Source organism: Streptomyces genisteinicus, assembly GCF_014489615.1.
GTDB classification, from domain to species: domain Bacteria; phylum Actinomycetota; class Actinomycetes; order Streptomycetales; family Streptomycetaceae; genus Streptomyces; species Streptomyces genisteinicus.
Map to the genome: position 1 here is coordinate 3,663,371 of NZ_CP060825.1, position 24,098 is coordinate 3,687,468.

Consider the following 24,098-nt stretch of genomic DNA (forward strand, 5'->3'; position numbering starts at 1 on the left):
GGCGATCCGGGTCCTCGGGGCCGTGCGCCGTACGGGTGGTGTTCATCCGAAGAACTGCGCGGCAGGGGCGTCGCTCCCACACTCCTCGAGATGCGTACACATCATGAGAAAGGTATGTAAAGCGCTCAACCCGAAAGCGAGGGGTCATGGCCGCCTTGAAGGTCAGGAATCTGTGGACCGCGTTCGTCACCGCGTTCTTCGCACTGCTTGCCTCGGTGGGGCTCACCACCGCCACCGCGACCGCCGCCACCGCGCAGCCGGCCGTCGCGACGCCCGACGAGCCCGCCCGGGCGGACGTCCGCACCGCCTCCGGCACGACCGTGCCGGAACAGAGCAGGAGGACGGAGCCCCAGCGGCTGCCGGCCGCACGCGGCAGCAGGTCGCTGCCGCCGACCATGAAGCAGCGCATCGGCGCCGAGGCCCACGGCGCCTCCCCCGCCACCCGTCGCCTGCGCGACCGTGAGGCCGAGGCCGCCGCTGCCGCCGGGACCGACGCCCGGACCGCGACCGCGTCCGACGCCGTCCCCGCTCCCGTCCCCGCTCTCCCGGAGCGCACGCGCCGTGCCGCCCTCGTCGCCGGAGCCTCGACGGACACCACGCCGGCCGCACTGACCGCCCCCGCCGCCGCCGCGCCGTTCGTGCCGGCGCCTTCCGCCGCCCGGGTCGCCCCGTCCGGTTCCTCCGCTCCGGTCGCTCCGTCCGCACCGGCGGCCGCCGCCGCTTCCGCTCCGGCCGAGCGCCCCGCGTCCGGCCCGTCCGCCCCGGCAGGCACCCGTGACGCGTACACCGTGGCAGCATGAGACGCCGGGAGCGATCGCACCTCCCGGCGTCTCGGACGGTCCTGCTGCCGACGGCCCGTCAGCGGTTCCCGTCGCCGTCCGCCTCGTCCTGCTTCGCCCGGACCTCGGGATCGAGATCGGCCTTGGTGCTGCCGTCCACCGACGACAGCGGAGTCCGGTCGGACACCTCGGTCGCGGCAGGCGGTTCCACCAGCCAGTCCGGGTTGGCCTGCTTGTCCCACCACTTCCAGACGGCGAAGGCGCCGCCGGCCACCAGTCCGGCCAGCGCGACGCCCTTGACGACACGTCCGGCCCGGGAACGGCGCTCGTGCTTGCGTACGAGCTTCTGGATCTCCTTCGCCGACACCTGCCCGCGCAGGGCGGCGAGCGCGGCGGCCGACCTGGACGCGGCCTCCGAACCCACCGGCCTGGCGACGGCGACCGCGTGTCCCACACGGGGGACCGTGTAGTCGGCGGCCTGCCGGGCAGCCTTCCTGGCCTGGAGAGCCGCTCGCTGCGCCGTCTCGTCGACCTTGGGAGGCACATGGGGCGCCACATGGACGCCGTACTGCACTCGTGCCTGAGCGGCGGCCCTGGAAACGGTAGGGGCGAGCTTCGCGCGGGCCTCGCGCGTGTAGAGAACAGCCTGGTCCCTGGCCGTACCGGCGTAGGGCGCCACCACTTCCGCGGCGTGCAGCACGCTGTCCTTCGCCGAATCGGTCGCGGCGCGCACGCTGTCGATGCGGGTCACGGGATCCTCCTCCTCGGTGGCGTTGTGGGCGACTGAGGGTTTGTCCGCAGTCGGCATGAGTTCCGCCTTTCCACCCGATGCGAAATCATGCCCGTTGAGAGCCGCCTCGGCATGCGGGGCTGGCATCCGGGTCATGCGCGGTGCCTGAACGCGGTACCCGGTGGAGGCACGCCCCCGTCCGGCCGCCGACGCGCCGGTGCGCGAACGCCACCGGCCGCTTCTGCATGCCCTCCGCCCTTCCGTGCGAGGATCAGGCGCGTCAGAGGAAGACTTACGGAAGGCAGACCGTGGCCGAGCAGCTGTACGCCACCCTGAAGACCAACCGCGGCGACATCGAGATCCGGCTTCTGCCGAACCACGCGCCCAAGACGGTCAAGAACTTCGTCGAACTCGCGACCGGCGAGCGCGAGTGGGTCCACCCGGCGACGGGCGTCAAGTCGAAGGACCGGCTCTACGACGGGACGGTCTTCCACCGCGTGATCAGCGGCTTCATGATCCAGGGCGGGGACCCGCTGGGCAACGGCACCGGTGGGCCGGGCTACGAGTTCGCCGACGAGTTCCACCCCGAGCTCGCCTTCGACAAGCCGTACCTGCTGGCCATGGCGAACGCCGGCCCGGGCACCAACGGCTCGCAGTTCTTCGTCACCGTCTCGCCGACCGCGTGGCTGACCCGCAAGCACACCATCTTCGGCGAGGTCGCCGACGACGCGTCCCGCAAGGTGGTCGATGCGATCGCCGCCGGTGAGACCAACCCGCGCACCGACCGTCCGGTCCAGGACGTCGTCATCGAGTCGGTCGTCGTGGAGACCCGCAACGGCTGAGCCGCCCGCTCTCCCGCCCGGGAACCTTTGCGCCCCGTCCGTCCGTAAGGAAGGACGGGGCGATTGTCGCGAGCCCAAGGACGAGGGGACCTCATGGACCAGGCGCCAGGCAGTCCGCAGGAGCCGCAGGACACCCATGGCCTGCCCGGCTGCTACCGCCATCCGGACCGGGAGACCGGCATCCGGTGCACCCGCTGCGAGCGGCCGATCTGCACCGACTGCATGGTCAGCGCCTCCGTCGGCTTCCAGTGCCCCGACTGCGTCCGGACCGGCTCCGGCACCGGCCACGCGCCCACCGCGAGCATGCCCCGCACGCTCGCGGGCGGGGCGGTGGCGTCCGACTCCCGGCTGGTCACCAAGATCCTCATCGCGGTCAACGCGGCCGTCTTCGTCGTCGGCCTGGCGCTCGGCGACGACTTCGTGAACCGGCTGACGCTCATCGCCGGCGCCTTCGACCCGGATCTGGGCGAGCCGGTCGGGGTGGCGTCCGAGGGCGAGTGGTACCGCCTGCTGACCTCCGTCTTCCTGCACGCGGAGATCTGGCACATCTTCTTCAACATGCTGCTGCTGTGGTGGCTCGGCGGTCCGCTGGAGGAGGCCCTGGGGCGGGTGCGCTTCCTGGTCCTCTACCTGGTCTCCGGGGTGGCGGGCAGCGCCCTGACCTATCTGATCGCGGCGCCCAACCAGGGCTCGCTCGGCGCATCGGGAGCGATCTACGGCCTCTTCGGCGCGATGATCGTCCTGATGCGCCGCATGCGGTACGACCTGCGGCCCATCGTGGCGCTGCTGGCCATCAACCTGGTGATCACCTTCGTCGCCCCCGGCATCGCCTGGGAGGCGCACGTCGGCGGGCTGGTCGCGGGTGCCCTCGTCGCCTACGGGATGGTCCACGCGCCCGGAGGGCGCTGGCGGACCCCGGTGCAGTTCGGCGCCGCCGCGCTGGTCCTGCTCGCCGCGGTGGTCGTCATCGCCGTGCGTACCGCCGCGCTGACTTAGCTCACCGGGGCGGCTGCCCCTCTGTGCGGGTGAGCTTTCCCCATGGTTGTCCACAGCGTGTGGCGGATCTTGTGCATGTCGTGGGGAACAGACGTGCCCCTCGTCACTGACCAGGGGATTCCTGGTCGGGGCGAGGGGCACGGTGTGTCACCGGCATGGGCGACAAAGTCACATCGGCGTCAACGGCCCGAGAGTTATCCACAGATCGTCAGACCTTTTCCCCCGGCTGTGGACAACTGTGTGGACAACCTCAGGGGAGAGCTTGACGAGCGGGCCGCCGGGGCGCTACTTCCACTGCGTCGAGACGCCGAAGCCCGCCGCGATGAAGCCGAAGCCGGCGACGATGTTCCAGTTGCCGAAGCTCTGGATCGGCAGCTCGCCCTCGGTCACGTAGAAGAGGACGATCCAGACGAGACCGATGAGGAAGAGCGCGAGCATCACGGGGGCCACCCAGCTGCGGCTGGTCAGCTTGATGTTCGCGGCCTGCTTCGCAGCCGGCGGCGGCGTGAAGTCGGCCTTCTTGCGGATACGTGACTTCGGCACGAGGGACTCTCCTGTCGATGCGCTGCGTGACCGCGCAGGTAACTGTGGCTGGCGCCGGGCGGGCGCCGGAGGGGGGCCGCTGCCTCCCCCGGGCGTCCGTTAGCGTAGTGCTTCCGCGGCGCCTAAGGAGATAAGGGTACGTTGAGCAATTCAGCCGACTCCCCCCGAGGGCCGGTCAGCCGCTTCACCTGGCGACCGGTCCGCCTGCTGACGGCTGCGGTTTTCGCACTCGCGGGCGTCATCTTCGTGACCAGTTTCAACACCGCAAAGGGTACGGACCTGCGTACCGACGCGTCCATGCTCAAGCTCAGCGATCTGATCCGGCAGCGCAGCACCGACAACGGGGACCTGGAGGAGTCGACCGCCGCCCTGCGGCACGACGTCGACACCCTCGCCCGGCGCGACGACGGCTCCACCGAGGCGCAGGACGCGGAGCTCGCCGCCCTGGAGAAGGCGGCCGGGACCGAGGAGCTCACGGGGGACGCGGTGAGCGTCACGCTCGACGACGCCCCGCCGAACGCCCAGGCGGCGCCGGGCTACCCCGAACCGCAGGCGAACGACCTGGTCATCCACCAGCAGGACCTCCAGGCCGTCGTCAACGCCCTCTGGCAGGGCGGCGCGAAGGGCATCCGCGTCATGGACCAGCGGCTCATCTCCACCAGCGCCGTGCGGTGCGTGGGCAACACGCTGATCCTCCAGGGCCGCGTCTACTCCCCGCCCTACCGGATCACCGCCGTGGGCGACCCGGGCGGTCTCAGGAAGGCCCTCGCCGCGTCGCCCGCGATCCAGAACTACCAGCTGTACGTGAAGGCCTACGGCCTCGGCTGGAAGGTCGACGAGGACGACTCCGTGACCCTGCCCGGGTACACCGGCACGGTCGACCTCCACTACGCCGAACCCGTCGGGTGATCCCTCCGCCCCCGTGCCGGGCGGCGGGCGTCCGCCCGCCGGGGCCGAAGTGCCCGCCCCGGCTGTGACGGACGGCAAACGGCAGGCTTTCCACAGCTGACCCACGGGCCCCCGCCGCCCTTTAGTCTGGTCCCGTACCGAACGGAAAGGGACGGCATGTACGGCTGGGTCTGGCGGCATCTGCCGGGGAACGCATGGGTGCGGGGGCTGATCTCGCTCGTGCTCGTCCTCGCGGTCGTCTACGTGCTGTTCCAGTACGTCTTCCCGTGGGCGGAGCCGCTGCTCCCGTTCAACGACGTGACGGTCGACGGAGAGGGGGCCGGCCGGTGAGCGCGCGCATCCTGGTCGTCGACAACTACGACAGCTTCGTGTTCAACCTCGTCCAGTACCTGTACCAGCTCGGCGCCGAGTGCGAGGTGGTCCGCAACGACGCCGTCCGCCCCGAGCACGCGCGCGACGGTTTCGACGGGGTGCTGCTCTCCCCGGGGCCCGGGGCGCCCGAAGAGGCCGGGGTCTGCATCGAGATGGTGCGCCGGTGCGCCGTGGACGGCATCCCCGTCTTCGGCGTATGCCTGGGGATGCAGTCCATGGCCGTCGCGTACGGGGGCGTCGTCGACCGGGCCCCCGAGCTGCTGCACGGCAAGACCTCGCCCGTGACGCACGAGGGCAAGGGCGTCTTCGCCGGGCTCCCCTCGCCCTTCACCGCGACCCGCTACCACTCGCTGGCCGCCGAACCGGCGGAGCTGCCCGACGAGCTGGAGGTCACCGCGCGCACGGCCGACGGCATCATCATGGGCATCCGGCACCGTGAATTCCCGGTGGAGGGAGTGCAGTTCCACCCCGAGTCGGTCCTCACCGAGCACGGCCACCTGATGCTCGCGAACTGGCTGGAGCAGTGCGGGGACACCGGCGCGGTGGGGCGTTCGGCGGGACTCGCACCGGTGGTGGGCAAGGCACTGGCGTGAGCGCCGGGCATCCCGGGCACGAGCGGCAGGAACCGGGCGGACACGGGGGCGAGGGCTACGACCCCCTGACCGATCCGCTGCCCCCGGGCGGCCACGGCTCGCCCTGGTTCAGGACGTCCGGCGACGCCGCGGAGGGCGAGCCCGCCCCCGGGCCCTACGGGCAGCAGCCGCCGCCCCCGGCCTACGGGCAGCCGTCCGGGGAGCCGTACGACTGGTACGACCGTGAGGGCTACCGCCAGGACTGGTACGGCCCCGACGGCGTCGGCGGGCCCGAGGCGCCGCCGGTCACCGCGTCCGGGCAGCCGGGGCCCCGCCGCGCCCGCCACGCCGCTCCGGCACCCGACCAGCCCTCACCCCCCACCGTCTCCGGCGCCGGTACCGCAGCTCCCCTCACACGGCCCGGAGCCGGGACCGGCGATCCGTTCGGCGGGCAGGTGCCGTCCCAGGACCGTTCCACCACCGGTCAGGGGCGGACCGACCGTGCCGCCGGCGCCTTCACGGAGCCCGGGGCACGACCCGGGCACGGGCCGTCGCACATGCCCGGCCCCCCGGCCGAACCGTCGCCCGGTCCCGGCCCCGTGCCCGACGCCGGGACCGCCGCCGCCACCGCCGGCCGCCCGGACTCCGCCGCCGTCCCCGTGCCCGACGACGAGACGGTCGCCCTGCGCACCGCACGGCCCGGCCGTCCGGCCGAGGTGCCCCCGGGCCCCGGGCGGGCCGAGCGCAGACGGGCGGCGAAGGGCCGCGGCCGGCGCGGTGCGCCGGCCCCCGCCGCGGCCGCCCCCGAGGAGCCGGCGGCCGGGCCCGCGAAGCCGATGTCCCGCATGGAGGCCCGCCGCGCGGCGAAGGCGGCCAAGGACAGCCCCGCCGTGATCGCCAGCCGGGCGATCGGCGAACTGTTCATCACCTTCGGCGTGTTGATGCTGCTCTTCGTCACCTACCAGCTGTGGTGGACGAACGTGCTCGCCGGGCAGCAGGCCGACCGGGCGGCGAGCAGGATCCAGGACGACTGGGCGAAGGGCCGCAAGCCCGACGCCTTCGAACCGGGCCAGGGCTTCGCCCTGATGTACATCCCGAAGCTCGACGTCGTCGTCCCCATCGCCGAGGGAATCGACAAGAACAAGGTTCTCGACCGCGGCATGGTCGGGCACTACGCCGAGGGGAAGCTCAAGACCGCCATGCCCGAGGACAAACAGGGCAACTTCGCGGTCGCCGGCCACCGCAACACCCATGGGGAACCGTTCCGCTACATCAACCGCCTGAAGCCGGGTGATCCGATCGTCGTCGAGACCCAGGACACCTACTACACGTACGAGATGGCGAGCATCCTGCCGCAGACGATGCCGTCCGACGTCGCGGTGATCGACCCCGTGCCGCGCGGATCCGGCTTCACGAAGCCCGGCCGCTACATCACGCTGACGACCTGCACCCCGGAGTTCACGAGTACCTACCGGATGATCGTGTGGGGCAAGATGGTCGAGGAACGGCCGCGCAGCCAGGGCAAACCGGACGCACTCGTCGGCTGAGACACTTCGAGACAGGAACAGGTGCAGTGGCACGTGCACGAGGCCGGATCGCCGGCGCCATCAGTGTCTTCGGAGAGCTGCTGATCACCGCGGGCGTCGTCCTGGGACTCTTCGTCGTCTACTCGCTGTGGTGGACCAACGTCCTCGCCGACCGCGAGGCGTCCGCACAGGGCGACCGCATGCGCGACGGCTGGCAGAGCACCGGCCCCGGTGAGCTGGACACCAAGGACGGCATAGGTTTCCTCCACGTGCCGGCCATGGACGAGGGCGAGGTGCTGGTCAAGAAGGGCACCGACACCAAGGCGCTCAACAAGGGCATCGCCGGCTACTACACGGACCCGATCGCATCGGCCCTCCCCTGGGACGCCGAGGGCAACTTCACCCTCGCCGCGCACCGGGACGGCCACGGGGCCAAGTTCCACAACATCCACAGGATCAGGAACGGTGATCCGATCGTCTTCGAGACGAAGGACACCTGGTACGTCTACAAGGTCTACAAGACCCTCCCCAAGACCTCGAAGTACAACGTGGACGTGCTGCAGCCCGTCCCGGAGGAGTCCGGGAAGAAGACGCCGGGCCGCTACATCACGCTGACGACGTGCACGCCCGTCTACACCTCGGACTTCCGGTACATCGTCTGGGGCGAGCTGACCCGCACCGAGAAGGTGGACGCGAAGCGGACCCCGCCCGCCGAGCTGGGCTGAGCCCGGCCTGCTTCGGGCTGCTTCGGGCCCCCGTTGCGGCGGGCCCTCCGGCGGAGCTTCCCTGGCCTGTGCCGCCGGAGCACGGCCGCGGCCCCCGTTGCGGCGGGGGTGCGGCCCCCGGTCCGCCGCCCGGGGCCGGCTCCGGTTCCGCCGCCCGCGAGGGCGCTCCCGCTTCCGCGCGCCGCGTGTGTCCGTGCGGCGGTCCCGTGCCAGGAGCCCGTCAGGCGGCTCCAAAGGAGCCAGGCGGGCCGGTTCGGGGCATGGGGAAGGCCCCGGAACCCGACGAGGTTCCGGGGCCTTCCCCTGGCCGTCGTACGGCGTCAGCCGTCGTTGCCGCCGATGAAGCCGCCGCCGCCGTTGCCGTTGCCGCCTCCGCCGAACGTCTCGAGGACGACCGGCGTGGTGGCCGGGTCCACGGGCGTACCGGGCGTCGGGTTGGAGTTGCGGACGATCGCGTTGTCGTCACCGGGGTTGCCGGGAGCCACCGAGACATTGGTGAAGCCGGCCTGCGCCAGGATCTGCTTGGCCTCGCCCAGCCGCTTGCCGAGGATCTCGACGGGCACCGGCTTCTGCGTCTGCGCGGGACCCTTCGACACCTGGAGCGTGACCTTGGAGCCCTTGGTGATCTTGCCGGGCTGCGGGTCCTGTCCGACGACCTGGTCCTTCGGCTGATCGGAGTCGACGTCGACCCTGACCACCTCGAACTCGGCGATCTCCAGCTGGGACTTGGCGTTGTCGAACGGCTGGCCCACGACGTTCGGCAGGTTCTGCTTGGCCTCCTTGGCGACCGTCAGCGTCACCGTGGCGCCCGTCTCGGCCATGCTGTCGGCCGCCGGGTCCTGCTCCAGCACCGTGCCGGGCTCGGCCTCCGAGGACTCGGTCTCCTCGATCTCGACCTTGAACTTGTCCTTCTCCAGGATCTCGGTCGCCCGGTCCCGGTCCCGGTCCACGACGTCGGGCACCTTGATCTTCGGGGCGCCCTCGGAGACGACGACCGTGATGGTGTCGCCCTCGTTCATGCTGGCCGGAGGCTCGGGGGTCTGGCTGCAGATGCTGCCCTTGGGCTGGTCGCACCGCTCCGGAGAGCCCTGGGCGATCTGCACCTGGGCGTTCCTGGCCGCCTCCTCCGCCTCCTGGAGGGTCTTGCCCACCAGCTGCGGCACCGGCACCTGGGCCGAGCCGTCGCTCTGGTCGAAGATGGTGCGGCCGATCAGGATGGCGCCGATCAGCACCAGGACGCCGGCGACCACCAGGAGGATCGTCGAGGTGTTCGACTTCTTCTGGCGGCGGCGGTCGGGACGGTCGTCGTACCCGCCGTAGCCGCCGTCGTCCGGGTTGACCGGCGGCAGCATCGAGGTCTGGCCGGCCGGGTCGGTCGCCCGCAGCGCCGTCGTCGGCTGGTCGTCGGGGGCGTAGCCGCCGTAGCCGACCGCACCCATCGCCGCGGTCGCCGCCACGGGCTGGCCGTCGAGGCACGCCTCGATGTCCGCCCGCATCTCGTCGGCGGACTGGTAGCGGTAGTCGGGGTCCTTGACCAGTGCCTTCAACACGATCGCGTCCATCTCGGGCGTGATCTCGGGGTCGAAGTTGCTGGGCGGCTGGGGCTCCTCGCGGACGTGCTGGTACGCCACGGCCACCGGCGAGTCGCCCACGAACGGCGGCCGGACGGTGAGCAGTTCGTAGAGCAGGCACCCGGTCGAGTACAGGTCGGACCGGGCGTCGACCTGCTCGCCCTTGGCCTGCTCGGGCGAGAGGTACTGGGCGGTGCCGATGACGGCCGCGGTCTGCGTCATCGTCATGCCGGAGTCGCCCATGGCGCGGGCGATGCCGAAGTCCATGACCTTGACCTGGCCGGTGCGCGTCAGCATGACGTTGGCCGGCTTGATGTCCCGGTGGACGATGCCGTTGCGGTGGGAGTACTCGAGGGCCTGGAGGATGCCGATGGTCATCTCCAGCGTGCGCTCGGGCAGCAGCTTGCGCCCCGAGTGCAGCAGCTCGCGCAGCGTGGAGCCGTCCACGTACTCCATGACGATGTACGGGATGGAGACGCCGGCACCCCCGCCGGACGGGCTGTCGTACACCATGTCCTCGCCGGTGTCGTAGACAGCGACGATCGCGGGGTGGTTGAGCGAGGCGGCCGACTGGGCCTCACGGCGGAACCGGGCCTGGAAGGACGGGTCGCGGGCGAGGTCGGCCCGCAGCGTCTTCACGGCGACGGTGCGGCCGAGCCGGGTGTCGTGGGCGAGGTAGACCTCGGCCATTCCACCGCGGCCGAGCACCGAGCCCAGTTCGTACCGCCCGCCGAGGCGACGCGGCTCTTCCATAACCTTCCAGCCCTCTCCGTCAGTCCCGACCGCACCGTGTGGTCCGCCGGTGTGCTGTTCGCGCTTACGCTACCGGGCAGGCAGTGCCCGATCCGCCCGGGAGCGTCAGCTGATACCCGACCGGTATCGCAACCGGAACCGCAATGTGCAGGTATGCGGGCCGGGGGTGATCCTGGTCACTTGTCGCTCAGCACTGCCTTCATGACGGCCTTCGCGATCGGGGCCGCGAGGCCGCCGCCGGAGATGTCGTCACGACGCGCCTCGCTGTCCTCGACCACCACGGCGACGGCGACCGGCGAGCCGTCCGCGCCCTTGGCGTACGAGATGAACCAGGCGTACGGGTTCTTGCTGTTGTTCTCGCCGTGCTGGGCGGTACCGGTCTTGCCGCCGACCTTCACGCCGGGGATGGCGGCGTTGCTGCCGGTGCCGCGCTCGACCACGTTCTCCATCATCTTCTGGAGCAGCTGGGCGTTCTCGGCGGAGATCGGCCGGCTCATCTCCTCCGGCTCGTTCTGCTGGATGGTGTCGAGGTCCGGGGAGACCAGCGAGTCGATCATGTACGGCTTCATCAGCTTGCCGTCGTTGGCGATCGCCGCGGTGACCATGGCCATCTGGAGCGGGGTGGCCGCCGTGTTGAACTGGCCGATGGAGGACTGGGCGTTGCCGTCGCGGCTCATGTTCCGGTCGTAGACGGAGGAGGCGGCGCGGACGGGGGTGTCGATCTCCCCGTTGTTGAAGCCGAACTCCTCCGCCGTCTCGACCATCTTGTCCCGGGTCACGTCGTCGCCGAGCTTGGCGAAGACGGAGTTGCAGGACACCTCCATGGCACGGTTCAGGCTGGCGTTCTCGCAGCCCGACGCGTGGTTGACCATGGGGGTCTGGGTGCCGGGGAGGATGTACGGCTCAGGGGTGTCCGTCGGCGCGTCGATGTCGTCGACCTTGCCGTTCTCCAGCGCGGCCGCCGCGGTGACCACCTTGAAGGTCGAACCGGGCGGGTAGGTCTCGCGCAGCGCGCGGTTGAGCATCGGCTTGTCGGTGTCCTTGTTGAGGGACACCCACGCCTTCTCGTCGTCCTTGAGGCGGCCGGCGAAGGAGGAGGGGTCGTACGACGGGGTCGAGGCCAGGGCGAGGATCCTGCCCGTCTTCGGGTCGATCGCCGCGACGGCGCCCTTCTTCTTGCCGAGGCCCTCGAAGGCGGCCTTCTGGGCCTTGCCGTTGAGGGTGGTGACGACGTTGCCGCCCTTCTTCTTGTCGCCGGTGAACATCGCCATCGTGCGGTCGAAGAAGAGCTGGTCCGAGTTGCCGCTGAGGATGCCGTCCTCGAGCTTCTCGATCTGGTTGGCGCCGAACACCTGCGAGGCGTAGCCGGTCACCGGGGCCCACATGGGGCCGTCCGTGTAGGTGCGCTTGTACTTGTAGTAGCTGTCGTCCGTCTCGACGGAACCGGTCACGGCCTTGCCGTCGACGATGATGTTGCCGCGCTCGTGGGCGTAGCGCTCGATCTCCACGCGCTTGTTCAGCTTGTGGGTGTTGAGCTCGTCGGCCCGGACGTACTGGAGCCAGTTGTCCCGGATCATCAGGGCGAGGACCAGGATTCCGCAGAAGATCGCGATCCGGCGCAGGGGCTTGTTCACGGTCGGACCACCTGGGTCATCTCGGCGTCGGGGGACGGGGCGGGCGCGGGCGCGGGACGGCGCGCGGTGTCGCTGATCCGGATCAGGATGCCGATCAGGGCCCAGTTGGCGATGACGGACGAACCGCCGGCCGCGAGGAACGGCATCGTCATACCGGTCAGCGGGATGAGGCCCATCACGCCGCCGGCGACGACGAACACCTGGAGCGCGAAGGCGCCCGAGAGACCGATGGCGAAGAGCTTGCCGAAGGGGTCGCGCGCCGCGAGCGCCGTGCGGACACCGCGCTCGATGATCAGGCCGTACAGCAGCAGGAAGGCCATCACGCCGGTCAGCCCGAGCTCCTCGCCGACGGTGGCGAAGATGAAGTCGGAGTTGGCGGCGAAGCTGATGAGGTCCGAGTTGCCCTGCCCGAGCCCGGTGCCGATGACGCCGCCGGAGCCGAAGGACATCAGCACCTGGGTCATCTGGTCGCAGGCGTTGATCATGTTGGATCCCGCGGGCGCCGTCTCCAGGCAGCCGAAGGGGTCGATCCAGGCGGCGACACGGGACTGCACGTGGCTCGCGAACGAGGCCACCACGACGGCGCCGCCCGCGGACATCAGCAGACCGATGACGATCCAGCTGGTCCGCTCGGTGGCGACGTACAGCATGATCACGAACATGCCGAAGAACAGGAGCGAGGTGCCGAGGTCGTTCTCGAAGACCAGGATGAGCAGGCTCATCGCCCAGATCGTCAGGATCGGGCCCAGGTCGCGGCCGCGCGGCAGGTAGAGGCCCATGAAGCGGCGGCTCGCCAGGGCGAGGGCGTCCCGCTTGACCATGAGGTAGCCGGAGAAGAAGACCGCGATGACGATCTTCGCGAACTCACCGGGCTGGATGGAGAATCCGCCGACACGGATCCAGATCTTGGCGCCGAAGACGTCCGCGCCGAGGCCGGGCACCAGCGGCAGTACCAGGAGCACCATCGCCACGGCCATCGAGATGTACGTGAAGCGCTGGAGCACCCGGTGGTCCTTGAGGACCAGGAGCACGCCCACGAACAGCGCGATGCCGAGCGCGGAGTACATCAGCTGGTTGGTGGCCTGCGGCGCGAAGTCGCTGCGGGCCATCAGGCGCGGCGACTGGTCGAGCCGCCAGATCAGTACCAGGCCGAGCCCGTTGAGCAGGGTGGCCAGCGGCAGCAGCAGCGGGTCGGCGTACTTGGCGAACCTGCGCACCACGATGTGCGCCACGCCCGCGAGCAGGCCGAGGCCGAGCCCGTAGCCGATGACGCCCGCCGGCAGCTCGCCGTCGAGGGCGAGGCCCACGTTGATGTACGCGAACACCGGGATCGCGACGGCGAAGCCGAGCAGCATCAGCTCGGTGTTCCGCCGGCTCGGCGCGTCGATCGCGCCGATCGTGGTCGTGTTGGTGACAACGCTCATGGTGGAGAAGGCCCCCTACGGCCCACTACTGCTTGCCGCAGTTGGAGGCCAGCTTCTGCTCCTCCTCCGAGAGGGTGGGACCCGGAGAGGGAGAGGCTGCGTTCGGCTTGGTCTGGTTGCCCTGGGTCGTCGGCGTGCCGGCACCCTCGCCGGCCTCGCCCTCGCCCTCGGTGGGAGGCGGGGTGCTGGCCTGGTCCGCCGCATCGCGGCGCTGCTCGTTCTTCTTGCAGGCCGACGCCTGCCGGGCGAGCTCCTCGATCTTGGCGCGGGCCCGGTCCAGGTTGTCCTCGGTGATCGTCGCCTCGACCTGCTTGCGCTGGTAGGGCGGTAGGTACTTGAGTTCGATCTCGGGGTGGTCCTTCTGGACCTTCGAGAGCGAGACCCAGGCGAGGTCCTGGCTGATGCCCTGGTAGAGGGCGATGTGCTCGTCCTTGGATCCCACGTAGTACTGGGTCTGCGTCCAGCGGTACCCGCCGTAGAGGCCGCCGCCGACCACCGCGAGCGCGAGCACGATGAAGAAGGACCGCTTCAGCCACTTGCGGCCGCCGCGCTTGGCGAAGTCCTCGTCGGTGTAGGCCCCGAAGGAATCCTCCGGAGGCATGCCGCCGTAGCCGTCGCCCGATCCCGGGGGGCCGAAGCTGCCGCCGGGAGCGGTCTGGGCGGAGGAGCGTCCGAGACCGGCCGCGCGGCCGGCCGGGGTCTGCATGGCTCCGCCGTCGTTGAGCTGGTGCTGGTTCTCGGCGACCGCGCCGACCACGACCGGGGTGTCGCTGAGCTGCCCGGCCAGGGTGTCGCCGCCGTCGGTGTCGAGGACGTCGGCGACGATGCAGGTGATGTTGTCGGGCCCGCCGCCGCGCAGGGCGAGCTGGATCAGGTCCTGCACCGTCTCCTGCGGGCCCTGGTAGCTCGCGAGCGTCTCCTCCATCGTCTGGTGCGAGACCACGCCGGAGAGACCGTCCGAGCAGATCAGGTAGCGGTCGCCGGCCCGCACCTCGCGGATGGAGAGGTCGGGCTCGACGTGGTCGCCGCTGCCCAGCGCACGCATCAGCAGCGAACGCTGCGGATGGGTGGTCGCCTCCTCCTCCGTGATCCGGCCCTCGTCGACCAGCCGCTGCACCCAGGTGTGGTCCTGGGTGATCTGGGTGAGCACCCCGTCCCGCAGCAGGTACGCGCGGGAGTCGCCGACGTGCACGAGACCGAGGCGCTGGCCGGTCCACAGCAGGGCGGTGAGCGTGGTGCCCATGCCTTCGAGCTGCGGGTCCTCCTCGACCATCATCCGGAGCTGGTCGTTGGCCCGCTGCACAGCGCTGCCGAGGGAGGTGAGGATGTCGGAGCCGGGGACGTCGTCGTCGAGGGTGACGAGGGTCGAGATCACCTCGGACGAGGCGACCTCACCCGCGGCCTGGCCGCCCATGCCGTCGGCGATGGCCAGCAGCCGGGGTCCGGCGTAGCCGGAGTCCTCGTTGCCCTCGCGGATCATGCCCTTGTGCGATCCGGCGGCGAAACGCAGAGAGAGACTCATGCGCACCTCACCCGTCGGCTCGCCGCTCGACTGTCGCGCCAGCCGGTCTCGAGCCACACTGCCCACCCTCCGGTCGGGAGCCCGTGCCGGTCGCCGGTGGCGACCACGGCGGCTCGCTCGCTCCGCTCGCTCATTGTCGTACTACTTCCGCAGCTCGATGACGGTCTTGCCGATGCGGATCGGCGCGCCCAGCGGAATCGGGGTCGGCGTGGTGAGCCGGGTCCGGTCGAGATACGTGCCGTTGGTGGACCCGAGATCCTCGACGATCCACTGGCCGTCTCGATCGGGGTAGATCCTGGCATGCCTGCTGGACGCGTAGTCGTCGTCCAGCACGATGGTCGAATCGTGCGCCCGGCCCAGGGTGATCGTCTGCCCCTGGAGGGCGACGGTGGTGCCCGTCAGGGTGCCCTCGGAGACGACCAGCTTGGTCGGCGCCCCCCGGCGCTGGCGGCCGCCGGAGGCCTGCTGCCGCTGCTGCGGCGGCGCGGCCTGCTGGCGGCCCTGCTGCGGACGCGCGTCGGCGGTGCGGCGCGAACCGCGTTGCGTGACGCGCGTACCGAACAGGTCGCTGCGGATGACCTGGACGGCCACGATCACGAACAGCCACAGAACGGCCAGGAAACCCAGCCGCATGACCGTCAGGGTCAGCTCTGACATTGCCCCCGCTTCACCCTTCGGCTTGCCGGTAAACGATGGTGGTGCTGCCCACGACGATCCGCGAGCCGTCGCGGAGCGTAGCGCGGGTGGTGTGCTGCCCGTCTACCACGATGCCGTTGGTAGACCCGAGATCCTGGATCGTCGAGGGCGTTCCGGTCCGGATCTCACAGTGCCGGCGCGATACGCCGGGGTCGTCGATCCGCACATCGGCGTCGGTGCTGCGACCCAGCACCAGCGTCGGGCGGGAGATCTGATGGCGTGTGCCGTTGATCTCGATCCAGCGACGTACAGCCGCGTTCTGCTGCCCGCCCGGGCCGCCGGGGCCCGGTGCGCGCTGTCCGGCCCCGGGGCCGGGACGGCCTCCCGGCACACCAGGAGGCGGGGCCGCCGGCATGGGCGGAGCGCCCGAGGGCGCCGCCGCCGGAGGGTAGCCGTAACCGCCGCGAGGCGCGCCCTGGGCGGGCCCGGGGCCACCCTGCGACTGTGACGTACTCGACGCCAGGGTGCGGCTGCGCACCCGGTACAGACCGGTGTCGAGGTCGTCGGCCTTCTCCAGATGGACCTTGATCGGTCCCATGAAGGTGTAGCGCTGCTGCTTGGCGTAGTCGCGGACCAGGCCCGACAGCTCGTCGCCGAGCTGGCCCGAGTACGGGCTGAGGCGCTCGAAGTCGGGTGCGCTGAGCTCCACGATGAAGTCGTTGGGGACGACCGTCCGGTCCCGGTTCCAGATCGTCGCGTTGTTGTCGCACTCGCGCTGGAGGGCGCCCGCGATCTCCACGGGCTGGACCTCGGACTTGAACACCTTGGCGAAGGTGCCGTTGACCAGGCCTTCGAGACGTTGTTCGAACCGCTTCAGGACTCCCATGGGGCACCTCCTCCGTCGTTGTCGCCCTGGTACTGCTTACTGATCGTATCCACGCGTCGGGAAATCGGCTGGTTCCCCTTGTCTGCCCCGTCGATGAGTGTCACCCCTCACACGGATCGTAGAGGCGGCCTCAGAACAGTGTCCCGCACGCGGGACGCATACAGGAGGAGTGGGGGAGACGGCTCCCCGTTCCGTGCCCGTCCCGCCCGCCCTCTCATGCCGTTCCGTGCCGCCCGTCCTCTTCCCTGTTCGCTCCGAGGGCGTCCGAAACAACGGATGTGAATCCACCCTCCGCAGCGTGCTAATCTTCTGCATGTCGCCAGGGGGTCGCACCGAACAGGTGAAGCGCCCGGAGACAACACCCAATGCGCGGGTGGCGGAATAGGCAGACGCGCTGGATTCAGGTTCCAGTGCCCGAAAGGGCGTGGGGGTTCAACTCCCCCCTCGCGCACAGCGGAGACGGGCCCCCACCGGATGAACTTCCGGTGGGGGCCCGTTTCTCTTTCTCCGTTCCCTCGTGACCGTACGCGGCAGCCGGGACGTGGTGGCCGCGCCGGGCCCTCCCTGCCGTGGAGCGTGCGATGTTTCACGTGGAACAAGGGGGGACATCGCGGACCTCCTGTGCGGTGTCCGGCGGCGGCCCGGGGAGGTTGTCCACAGGGGGAGACGCCGGTCACGGACCGGCGGTACGGTCTGGGCACGTGATGTTCAGGGCGTACGGACGCCCGGGGGAGGCAGCGGCATGAACGACGCCGAGATACGGATGCCCGCGCAGCGGCCGGCGGCGGGGGCCGCATCGGGCGCCGGACGCATCCCCGAGGTGCCCGGGTTCGCCTCGCGTGCGAGTTCCGGGCGTCAGGACGCCGACGGGCCGCTCCGTTCCCCCAAGGAGATCGGCAAGGCGCTCAGGGACCGCGTTCCCCGGTCCGGTCACGATTCGCTCGTGCTCACACAGGACCGGCCCGACGCGGTCCGTGCCGTGGAGGAGTCCAGCCGCGGCCGGGTCCCCGAGCTCACGCCGATACGGGTGGGGCGGATGACCGCCTCGCCGTTCGCGTTCCTGCGGGGCTCCGCCGGGCTCATGGGGCACGACCTGGTGGGCACGCCCGTCACGGGGATCGCCGCCCAGCTCTGCGGCGACGCCCACGCGGCCAACTTCGGCCTCTACGGGGACGCGCGGGGCGGGCTGGTGATCGACCTCAACGACTTCGACGAGACGGTCGTCGGTCCGTGGGAGTGGGATCTCAAGCGGCTCGCCGTCTCGCTGGTCCTCGCGGGCCGGGTGGTGGGCGCGGACGAGGACGTGTGCCGCGCGGCGGCCTTCGACACCGTCGGCGCCTACCGGCGCACCATGCGGCTGCTGGCCAGGCTCCCCGCCCTCGACGCGTGGAACGCCATCGCCGACGAGGAACTGGTGTCCCACACGGACGCCCGTGACCTGCTCGGCACCCTGGACCGGGTCTCTGCCAAGGTCCGCAACAACACCAGCGCCCGGTTCGCCGCGCGGTCGACGGAGCGGGTGACGGTGGAGGACGGCACCGAGGAGTGCCGCTTCGTGGACGCGCCGCCCGTGCTCAGGCGGGTTCCGGACGCCGAAGCGGCGGCGGTCGCCTCGGCGCTCGGCCCCTATCTGGCCACCGTCTCCGAGGACCGCCTGCCGCTGCTGGCCCGCTACGCCGTGCACGACGTGGCGTTCCGTGTGGTGGGCACGGGCAGCGTGGGCACCCGGTCCTACGTCGTCCTGCTGCTCGACCACCGCGGGGACGCGCTGATCCTCCAGGTGAAGGAGGCCCGCCCCTCCGCGCTGGAGCCGCATCTGCGGGCGGCCGGCTTCACCGTGCAGCCGGCGGGCCACGAAGGCCGGCGGGTGGTCATGGGGCAGAAGCGGATGCAGGTGGTGAGCGACATCCTGCTCGGCTGGACGACCGTGGAGGGCCGTCCCTTCCAGGTGCGCCAGTTCCGCAACCGCAAGGGAAGTGTGGACCCCGCCGCGCTCACCCCGGACCAGCTCGACGACTACGGACGGATGACCGGGGCCCTGCTGGCCCGGGCGCATGCGCACAGCGCCGATCCGAGGCTGCTCGCCGGGTACTGCGGCAAGAACGAGGAGCTCGACGAGGCGCTCGCCTCCTTCGCGGTCGCCTACGCCGACCTGACGGAGGCCGACCACGCGGATCTGCTGGCCGCGGTGAAGAACGGCCGCATAGCCGCTGAACTGGGAGTGTGACAGGGGACCGGGGCACGCCCGTAGGGTGGACGAGTGACCCAGGAAGCCGCCGGGGGGCCCGGCACCCGGAACGACGAAGAGCGCGACGCGCGGCAGGACGCGGCGCAGGACGGTCCGCGGGCGACGCCCGAGGGCGCCGCGGAGCGTCCTGAGGACCGGCTGGCCCGCGCGGTGCACACCGCCGAGCAGGCGCTGATCGAGTTCGAGATCGCGCTGGAGACGTTCCGGGTGGAGGTGGAGAACTTCTCCCGCCTCCACCACCAGAAGCTCGGTCCGATGTACGCGCGCCTGGACGAGCTGGACGCCCGCATCGCCGAGGCCCGCGCGGCGCGCAGCGGCGATCCCGAGGATCTGCGCAAGGCGCAGGAGGCGCGCGCTCTGGTGATGCCCATGCCGGGCGTCGACGAGCTCTTCCACGACTGGATGGACGGCGACGGCCTGTCGCCCGAGGCCGCGGCGATGCTCACCGGTCAGCCCGTGCGCGGGCCCAGGAGGGTCAGGCCCAGCGACGAGGCCAGGCGGCTGTACCGGGAGCTGGCGCGCAAGGCGCATCCGGACCTGGCGCAGGACGAGGACGAGCGGACGCGCCGCGACGAGTTCATCGCCCGGGTGAACGCGGCCTACGGGCTCGGTGACGCGGCGAAGCTGCGGGAGCTCGCCGAGGAGTGGGAGGCCGGTCCTGTCCCGCCCGCGCCCCGGCTGAGCGAGAGCGACGAGCTCTACGCCCGGCTCGAGTGGCTGTCGCAGCGCAAGGAGCTGTTGACCGCCGTCGCCCGTGAACTGGAGGACAGCGCCATCGGAGCCATGCTGCGGATGGCCCCCGACGATCCGGACGGTCTGCTCGACGAGATCGCCGAGCAGCTGCTGGCCCAGGTCGCCGAGCGGGAGAAGGAACTGGCCGGTCTGGTGGAGTAGGTTCGTCGGGCCGTCGCGCCTGCGCGCGGTCCGGCCGGGCCGTCCGTGCCGGACGGGCGCCCGCACGGGCAGACTCTCCGGCCACACACCCAGGTACGTACGAGAGAAGGCATCACCCCATGAACTTCGCCCCGCTGCCCGCCGTGGACGCCGCCGCGGTACCGGCCGACGGTCTGGTCGTGGACGTCCGGGAGGCCGACGAGTGGGCGGCCGGTCACGTCGACGGAGCGCTTCACGTGCCGATGAGCGACTTCGTCGCGCGCTTCGGCGAGGTGACGGAGGCCGTGGCGGACGGTCGGCGCGCGTACGTCATGTGCCGTGTCGGAGGCCGGTCCGCGCAGGTCACCCAGTACCTGGTGCAGCAGGGCATCGACGCCGTGAACATCAGCGGCGGAATGCTCGCCTGGGAGGGCGCCGGGCGCCCGATGGTGGCCGAGAGCGGGGACGCCGCCTACGTGCTCTGAGCCGGAGACGGGAAGCCCGCGGCCGCGCGCCGGCTGCTTGCGCCGGGCCGCCCCGGCCGCCCCGTCAGGGGCCCGGCAGCCGGAGCCGGTCGCCCGCGGGCGGGACCGGCCCACGGAGGGGCCGGACGGCCGGGCCGGGCCGGATCAGGCGTCGACGGGCCCGGCGGGGGCCGTCAGCGGCTTCGCCGGTCGGTGAGCGGAGTGGAGAGCGGCACGGGCGCGGGTGGCCGCGATGGGTGGCCGCGGCGCAGAGGGAGCCCCGCGCCGTCCTCGGGCGGGACGTCCAGGCACTCCCCGCACGCGGCGGGCGCCGTCGCCCCGTGCGGGTGCCGCCGTGGCACCGTCGTCAGCGGTCGAAGTCCAGCTCGACCTCCGCGGTGGCCGGGTGCGACTGGCAGGCGAGGACGTAACCCGCCTCCGTCTCCTCCGGCTCCAGCGCGTAGTTGCGGTCCATGCGGACCTCGCCGGAGACCAGGAAGGCGCGGCAGGTGCCGCAGACGCCGCCCTTGCAGGCGTACGGCGCGTCCGCCCGGCTGCGCAGCACCGTCTCCAGCAGGGTCTCCCCCTCCTGCACGGGCCAGGAGCCGGAACGGCCGTCGAGGGTGGCGGTCAGCGAGGCGTGGGCGGGAGCGGCGGCACGGGCCGGCGAGGGGGCCGACCCGTCGTCCACATGGAAGATCTCCTGGTGGATGCGGCCACGGTCCACGCCGAGCTCGCGCAGGGACTGCTCGGCGCCCTGGACGAGCCCGAAGGGCCCGCAGAGGAACCAGCCGTCGACGTCGCCGACCGCGAGCAGGGCGGGCAGCAGGGCCGTCAGCCGTGCCCGGTCCAGCCTGCCGGACGGCAGACCGGCCTGCTGCTCCTCCCGGGAGAGGACGGTGACCAGCTGGAACCGGTCGGGCCAGCGGTCCTTGAGGTCGGCGGTCTCGTCCAGGAACATCGTCGAGGCCGCGGTGCGGTCGCTGCGGATCAGGCAGAACCGTGCCTTCGGCTCCGTCGCGAGCAGGGTGGCGGCCATCGAGAGCACCGGGGTGACACCACTGCCGCCGACGATCGCGGCGAAGTACCCGGGGCGGGGCGGCAGCAGGAAGCGGCCCATCGGCGCCATGGCCTCGACGACGTCGCCCACCGCGAGCTCCTTGAGCGCGTACGTCGAGAACTCGCCCCCGTCGACCAGCCGGATGCCCACCCGCAGGACGGGAGCGGTACCGGCCGGGGACGACGGAGCGCAGATCGAGTACGTGCGCCGGATCTCCTCGCCGTCCACGATCCGCCGCAGCGCCAGGTGCTGGCCCGGGGTGTGGCGGAACGTCTCGTGCAGTTCGGCAGGGACGTCGAAGGTGACGGCGACCGAGTCGTCGGTGAGCTGCTCGACGGCGGCCACCCGGAGCGGATGGAACATCTACAGCTCCTTGAAGTGGTCGAAGGGTTCACGGCAGGAGACGCAGCGGCGCAGCGCCTTGCACGCCGTCGAGGAGAACCGGCTCAGCAGCTCGGTCTCCGTCGAGCCGCAGTGCGGGCAGCGGACCGAGAGGGAGAGCGGGACCGGGCCGTCCGCCGCCCGCGCGCGCGGCGGGGCTATGCCGAACTCGCTGAGCTTGCGGCGGCCCTCGGCCGTGATGTCGTCCGTCGACCAGGCGGGAGCGAGCACCGTGACGACGGACACGTCCGCCACCCCGTGCTCGTGGAGCACGCGCTCGATGTCCGCGGACATCGCCTCGATCGCGGGGCAGCCCGTGTAGGTGGGGGTGAGCTCGACCCGCACCCGGTCGGGCCCGGTCACGTGGACCTCCCGGATGACACCCAGCTCCTCGAGGGTCAGCACCGGCAGCTCCGGGTCGGGCACGGAGCCCGCGATCCTCCGCAGCCGGGCCTCGGCACCGGTGTCCTGCGTCCCCGTCACCATGACGCCCCCGGATGGCTCCGGTGGAGATGCTGCATCTCCGCCAGCATCCGGCCGAACGACTCGGTGTGCACGCCCTGCCGGCCCGCGCCCGCGGTCCAGGCGCCCGTGCGCGGCCCTGTGGGCACCGTGAGCGTGGCCTGCTTCAGCAGCTGGCCGACCTGCTCCAGCCAGGCCGCCTCCATGTCCGCCACGACCTCGGGGCCGAGCCCCAGGCCGTCGACGGGTGCGAACAGCTCTCCGGTGAAGCGCCAGAGCGCGTCGCAGGCACGCTGCATGCGCTCGTGGCTCTCGGCGGTGCCGTCACCGAGCCGCAGGACCCACTGCTCCGCGTGGTCGCGGTGGTAGGCGATCTCCTTGACGGCCTTGGCGGCCAGACCCGCGAAGGGGCCGTCGCCCGCGGCGAGTTCCCGGTGGAGCAGGCTCTGGTGGACGGAGAAGAACAGCTGGCGGGCGATGGTGTGCGCGAAGTCGCCGTTCGGCTGCTCGACCAGCTGGAGATTGCGGAACTCGCGCTCTTCGCGCAGGTACGCGAGCTCGTCCTCGTCGCCGGCGAGGGAGAGCAGGATCCTGGCCTGGCCCAGCAGATCGAGGGCGATGTTGGCGAGGGCCACCTCCTCCTCGAGCACGGGCGCGTGTCCCGCCCACTCCCCCAGCCGGTGGGAGAGCACCAGGGCGTCGTCGCCGAGGGCGAGGGCGGCGCGTGCCGTCGAGGGGTCCGTGCCGGGGCCCGGCACGGACGCCGGGTCGGGGCCCGCCGCGGGGTGCGTGGTCGTGGAGGTCACAGGTGCTGCACCCCTTCCGGGATCTCGTAGAAGGTGGGGTGCCGGTAGGGCTTGTCGGCGGAGGGCTCGAAGAACGGGTCCCTCTCGTCGGGGGAGGAGGCGGTGATCGCGGTGGACGGGACGACCCACAGCGAGACGCCCTCGCTCCGGCGGGTGTAGAGGTCCCGGGCGTTCCTCAGGGCCATCTCGGCGTCCGGGGCGTGCAGACTGCCGGCGTGTGTGTGGGACAGGCCGCGGCGCGAGCGCACGAAGACCTCCCACAGCGGCCATTCGGTCGGACTGCTCATGCCGTCGCCTCCCCGGGCTCGGTGTGCTGTGCGGTGCGGTGCTTCTCCGCGTACGCGGCGGCGGCTTCACGGACCCACGCGCCCTCTTCGTGCGCGCGGCGGCGCTGGGTGATGCGCTGTTCGTTGCACGGGCCGTTGCCCTTGAGGACCTCGTGGAACTCGGTCCAGTCGATCGCTCCGAAGTCGTGGTGTCCGCGCTCCTCGTTCCACCGGAGATCCGGGTCGGGGAGGGTGAGGCCGAGGGACTCGGCCTGCGGGACGCAGATGTCGACGAAGCGCTGGCGCAGTTCGTCGTTGGAATGGCGCTTGATCTTCCAGGCCATCGACTGGGCGGAGTGGGCGGAGGCGTCGTCGGGCGGGCCGAACATCATCAGGGACGGCCACCACCAGCGGTCCACGGCGTCCTGTGCCATCGCGTGCTGCTCGGGCGTGCCCCGGGAGAGGGCGAGCAGCAGCTCGTACCCCTGGCGCTGGTGGAACGACTCCTCCTTGCAGACACGGACCATCGCGCGGGCGTAGGGGCCGTAGGAGCAGCGGCAGAGGGGGACCTGGTTGGTGATCGCGGCGCCGTCCACGAGCCAGCCGATCGCGCCGACGTCGGCCCAGGTCAGGGTCGGGTAGTTGAAGATCGACGAGTACTTCTGGCGGCCGGTGTGGAGCTTGTCCAGCAGCTCGTCGCGGCTGGTGCCCAGGGTCTCCGCCGCGCTGTACAGGTACAGGCCGTGGCCCGCCTCGTCCTGGACCTTGGCCATCAGGATCGCCTTGCGGCGCAGCGAGGGGGCGCGGGTGATCCAGTTGGCCTCGGGCTGCATTCCGATGATCTCGGAGTGCGCGTGCTGGGCCATCTGGCGGACGAGCGTGGCGCGGTAGGCGTCCGGCATCCAGTCGCGCGGTTCGATGCGCTCGTCGGCGGCCACGGCGGCGTCGAACGCCGCCTCGTACGCATCCGCAGTCACTGCCGTCATCGGGACTCCCCTACCGACCGATCGTTCGGTTCACTGGCTTCAATGGTGAGACGAGGGCCCTTAAGGTGTCAACCCTGTGGATGACCGACGGGGGCGGCGCACACCGCGCCGAGGGCGTGGCGGACGCCGGCG

The 24,098-nt window shown here is 71.4% G+C and carries 23 protein-coding genes, 1 tRNA gene and 1 pseudogene; 12 read left to right on the forward strand and 13 right to left on the reverse strand.

Features of this window, described 5'->3' with window-relative positions:
- Positions 1-146: 146 nt before the first annotated feature.
- Positions 147-539: pseudogene (locus tag IAG43_RS35200) on the forward strand (DUF6344 domain-containing protein); the annotation flags it as partial.
- Between the two features lie 319 nt (positions 540-858).
- On the opposite strand, the gene IAG43_RS15925 reads toward IAG43_RS35200, so the two are convergent.
- A complete protein-coding gene (locus IAG43_RS15925; protein ID WP_187744491.1) occupies positions 859-1,530 on the reverse strand; it encodes a DUF5324 family protein in 672 nt (223 codons plus the stop codon).
- A 287-nt stretch (positions 1,531-1,817) separates the two neighbouring features.
- On the opposite strand from IAG43_RS15925, the gene IAG43_RS15930 reads away from it, so the two are divergent.
- Together IAG43_RS15930 and IAG43_RS15935 are read left to right on the forward strand one after the other, a co-directional pair.
- Positions 1,818-2,351 carry a peptidylprolyl isomerase gene (locus IAG43_RS15930; protein WP_187741381.1) on the forward strand — a complete coding sequence of 178 codons (534 nt, stop codon included), beginning with the start codon at positions 1,818-1,820 and terminating at the stop codon, positions 2,349-2,351.
- Between the two features lie 93 nt (positions 2,352-2,444).
- Positions 2,445-3,347, forward strand: coding sequence for a rhomboid family intramembrane serine protease (locus tag IAG43_RS15935; RefSeq protein ID WP_187741382.1), 903 nt, complete (start codon positions 2,445-2,447; stop codon positions 3,345-3,347).
- 285 nt (positions 3,348-3,632) lie between these two features.
- Here the strand turns inward: IAG43_RS15935 and crgA are convergent, their stop codons facing one another.
- Positions 3,633-3,890 carry a cell division protein CrgA gene (gene crgA, locus IAG43_RS15940; protein WP_187741383.1) on the reverse strand — a complete coding sequence of 86 codons (258 nt, stop codon included), beginning with the start codon at positions 3,888-3,890 and terminating at the stop codon, positions 3,633-3,635.
- Positions 3,891-4,031: 141 nt separating this feature from the next.
- Here crgA and IAG43_RS15945 point away from each other — a divergent pair, with 141 nt between their 5' ends.
- The 5 genes from IAG43_RS15945 to IAG43_RS15965 all read left to right on the forward strand — a co-directional run bounded on the left by IAG43_RS15945 (position 4,032) and on the right by IAG43_RS15965 (position 7,994).
- Entirely contained in the window at positions 4,032-4,799 is a 768-nt protein-coding gene (locus tag IAG43_RS15945) for a DUF881 domain-containing protein (protein ID WP_187741384.1), read from the forward strand.
- Positions 4,800-4,955: 156 nt separating this feature from the next.
- A complete protein-coding gene (locus tag IAG43_RS15950) occupies positions 4,956-5,129 on the forward strand; it encodes a hypothetical protein (protein ID WP_187741385.1) in 174 nt (57 codons plus the stop codon).
- Positions 5,126-5,764 carry an aminodeoxychorismate/anthranilate synthase component II gene (locus IAG43_RS15955; RefSeq protein ID WP_187741386.1) on the forward strand — a complete coding sequence of 213 codons (639 nt, stop codon included), beginning with the start codon at positions 5,126-5,128 and terminating at the stop codon, positions 5,762-5,764. The genes IAG43_RS15950 and IAG43_RS15955 overlap by 4 nt, the downstream gene beginning before the upstream one ends.
- The gene (locus tag IAG43_RS15960) at positions 5,761-7,290 is read left to right on the forward strand and encodes a class E sortase (RefSeq protein ID WP_187741387.1); all 1,530 of its coding nucleotides are present in this window, start codon (positions 5,761-5,763) and stop codon (positions 7,288-7,290) included. The genes IAG43_RS15955 and IAG43_RS15960 overlap by 4 nt, the downstream gene beginning before the upstream one ends.
- Positions 7,291-7,316: 26 nt before the next feature.
- Positions 7,317-7,994, forward strand: coding sequence for a class E sortase (locus IAG43_RS15965; RefSeq protein WP_187741388.1), 678 nt, complete (start codon positions 7,317-7,319; stop codon positions 7,992-7,994).
- Positions 7,995-8,314: 320 nt separating this feature from the next.
- Here the strand turns inward: IAG43_RS15965 and pknB are convergent, their stop codons facing one another.
- The 6 genes from pknB to IAG43_RS15995 all read right to left on the reverse strand — a co-directional run bounded on the left by pknB (position 8,315) and on the right by IAG43_RS15995 (position 16,420).
- Positions 8,315-10,318 carry a Stk1 family PASTA domain-containing Ser/Thr kinase gene (gene pknB / locus IAG43_RS15970; RefSeq protein WP_187741389.1) on the reverse strand — a complete coding sequence of 668 codons (2,004 nt, stop codon included), beginning with the start codon at positions 10,316-10,318 and terminating at the stop codon, positions 8,315-8,317.
- A 176-nt stretch (positions 10,319-10,494) separates the two neighbouring features.
- Complete coding sequence (locus tag IAG43_RS15975; RefSeq protein WP_187741390.1) at positions 10,495-11,952, reverse strand: peptidoglycan D,D-transpeptidase FtsI family protein; 1,458 nt, start codon at positions 11,950-11,952, stop codon at positions 10,495-10,497.
- A complete protein-coding gene (locus tag IAG43_RS15980) occupies positions 11,949-13,376 on the reverse strand; it encodes an FtsW/RodA/SpoVE family cell cycle protein (protein ID WP_187741391.1) in 1,428 nt (475 codons plus the stop codon). The genes IAG43_RS15975 and IAG43_RS15980 overlap by 4 nt, the downstream gene beginning before the upstream one ends.
- A 25-nt stretch (positions 13,377-13,401) precedes the next feature.
- Positions 13,402-14,898, reverse strand: coding sequence for a Stp1/IreP family PP2C-type Ser/Thr phosphatase (locus IAG43_RS15985; RefSeq protein ID WP_187741392.1), 1,497 nt, complete (start codon positions 14,896-14,898; stop codon positions 13,402-13,404).
- A gap of 141 nt (positions 14,899-15,039) precedes the next feature.
- On the reverse strand, positions 15,040-15,555 hold the full coding sequence (locus IAG43_RS15990; protein ID WP_187741393.1) for an FHA domain-containing protein FhaB/FipA: 516 nt from the start codon (positions 15,553-15,555) through the stop codon (positions 15,040-15,042).
- Positions 15,556-15,565: 10 nt separating this feature from the next.
- Entirely contained in the window at positions 15,566-16,420 is an 855-nt protein-coding gene (locus IAG43_RS15995; RefSeq protein ID WP_187741394.1) for an FHA domain-containing protein, read from the reverse strand.
- Between the two features lie 367 nt (positions 16,421-16,787).
- On the opposite strand from IAG43_RS15995, the gene IAG43_RS16000 reads away from it, so the two are divergent.
- The 4 genes from IAG43_RS16000 to IAG43_RS16015 all read left to right on the forward strand — a co-directional run bounded on the left by IAG43_RS16000 (position 16,788) and on the right by IAG43_RS16015 (position 20,026).
- Positions 16,788-16,871: transfer RNA gene (locus tag IAG43_RS16000), tRNA-Leu, on the forward strand.
- Positions 16,872-17,183: 312 nt separating this feature from the next.
- A complete protein-coding gene (locus tag IAG43_RS16005; protein WP_425508644.1) occupies positions 17,184-18,647 on the forward strand; it encodes a DUF2252 domain-containing protein in 1,464 nt (487 codons plus the stop codon).
- 33 nt (positions 18,648-18,680) lie between these two features.
- Complete coding sequence (locus IAG43_RS16010; protein WP_187741396.1) at positions 18,681-19,562, forward strand: J domain-containing protein; 882 nt, start codon at positions 18,681-18,683, stop codon at positions 19,560-19,562.
- Positions 19,563-19,681: 119 nt separating this feature from the next.
- Positions 19,682-20,026, forward strand: a complete 345-nt coding sequence (locus tag IAG43_RS16015) for a rhodanese-like domain-containing protein (RefSeq protein WP_187741397.1) — start codon at positions 19,682-19,684, stop codon at positions 20,024-20,026.
- Between the two features lie 346 nt (positions 20,027-20,372).
- On the opposite strand, the gene IAG43_RS16020 is transcribed toward IAG43_RS16015, so the two are convergent.
- Genes IAG43_RS16020 through paaA form a run of 5 tightly spaced genes read right to left on the reverse strand, consistent with a single transcriptional unit; the run spans position 20,373 to position 23,966 of the window.
- Positions 20,373-21,428, reverse strand: coding sequence for a 2Fe-2S iron-sulfur cluster-binding protein (locus tag IAG43_RS16020; RefSeq protein ID WP_187741398.1), 1,056 nt, complete (start codon positions 21,426-21,428; stop codon positions 20,373-20,375).
- Complete coding sequence (gene paaD, locus IAG43_RS16025; RefSeq protein ID WP_187741399.1) at positions 21,429-21,932, reverse strand: 1,2-phenylacetyl-CoA epoxidase subunit PaaD; 504 nt, start codon at positions 21,930-21,932, stop codon at positions 21,429-21,431.
- Positions 21,926-22,666, reverse strand: a complete 741-nt coding sequence (paaC, locus tag IAG43_RS16030; protein ID WP_187744492.1) for a 1,2-phenylacetyl-CoA epoxidase subunit PaaC — start codon at positions 22,664-22,666, stop codon at positions 21,926-21,928. The genes paaD and paaC overlap by 7 nt, the downstream gene beginning before the upstream one ends.
- Before the next feature lie 44 nt (positions 22,667-22,710).
- Complete coding sequence (gene paaB, locus IAG43_RS16035; protein ID WP_187741400.1) at positions 22,711-23,001, reverse strand: 1,2-phenylacetyl-CoA epoxidase subunit PaaB; 291 nt, start codon at positions 22,999-23,001, stop codon at positions 22,711-22,713.
- Positions 22,998-23,966, reverse strand: a complete 969-nt coding sequence (paaA, locus tag IAG43_RS16040; protein WP_187741401.1) for a 1,2-phenylacetyl-CoA epoxidase subunit PaaA — start codon at positions 23,964-23,966, stop codon at positions 22,998-23,000. Before paaA ends, paaB begins: the two co-directional genes overlap by 4 nt.
- Between the last annotated feature and the right edge of the window lie 132 nt (positions 23,967-24,098).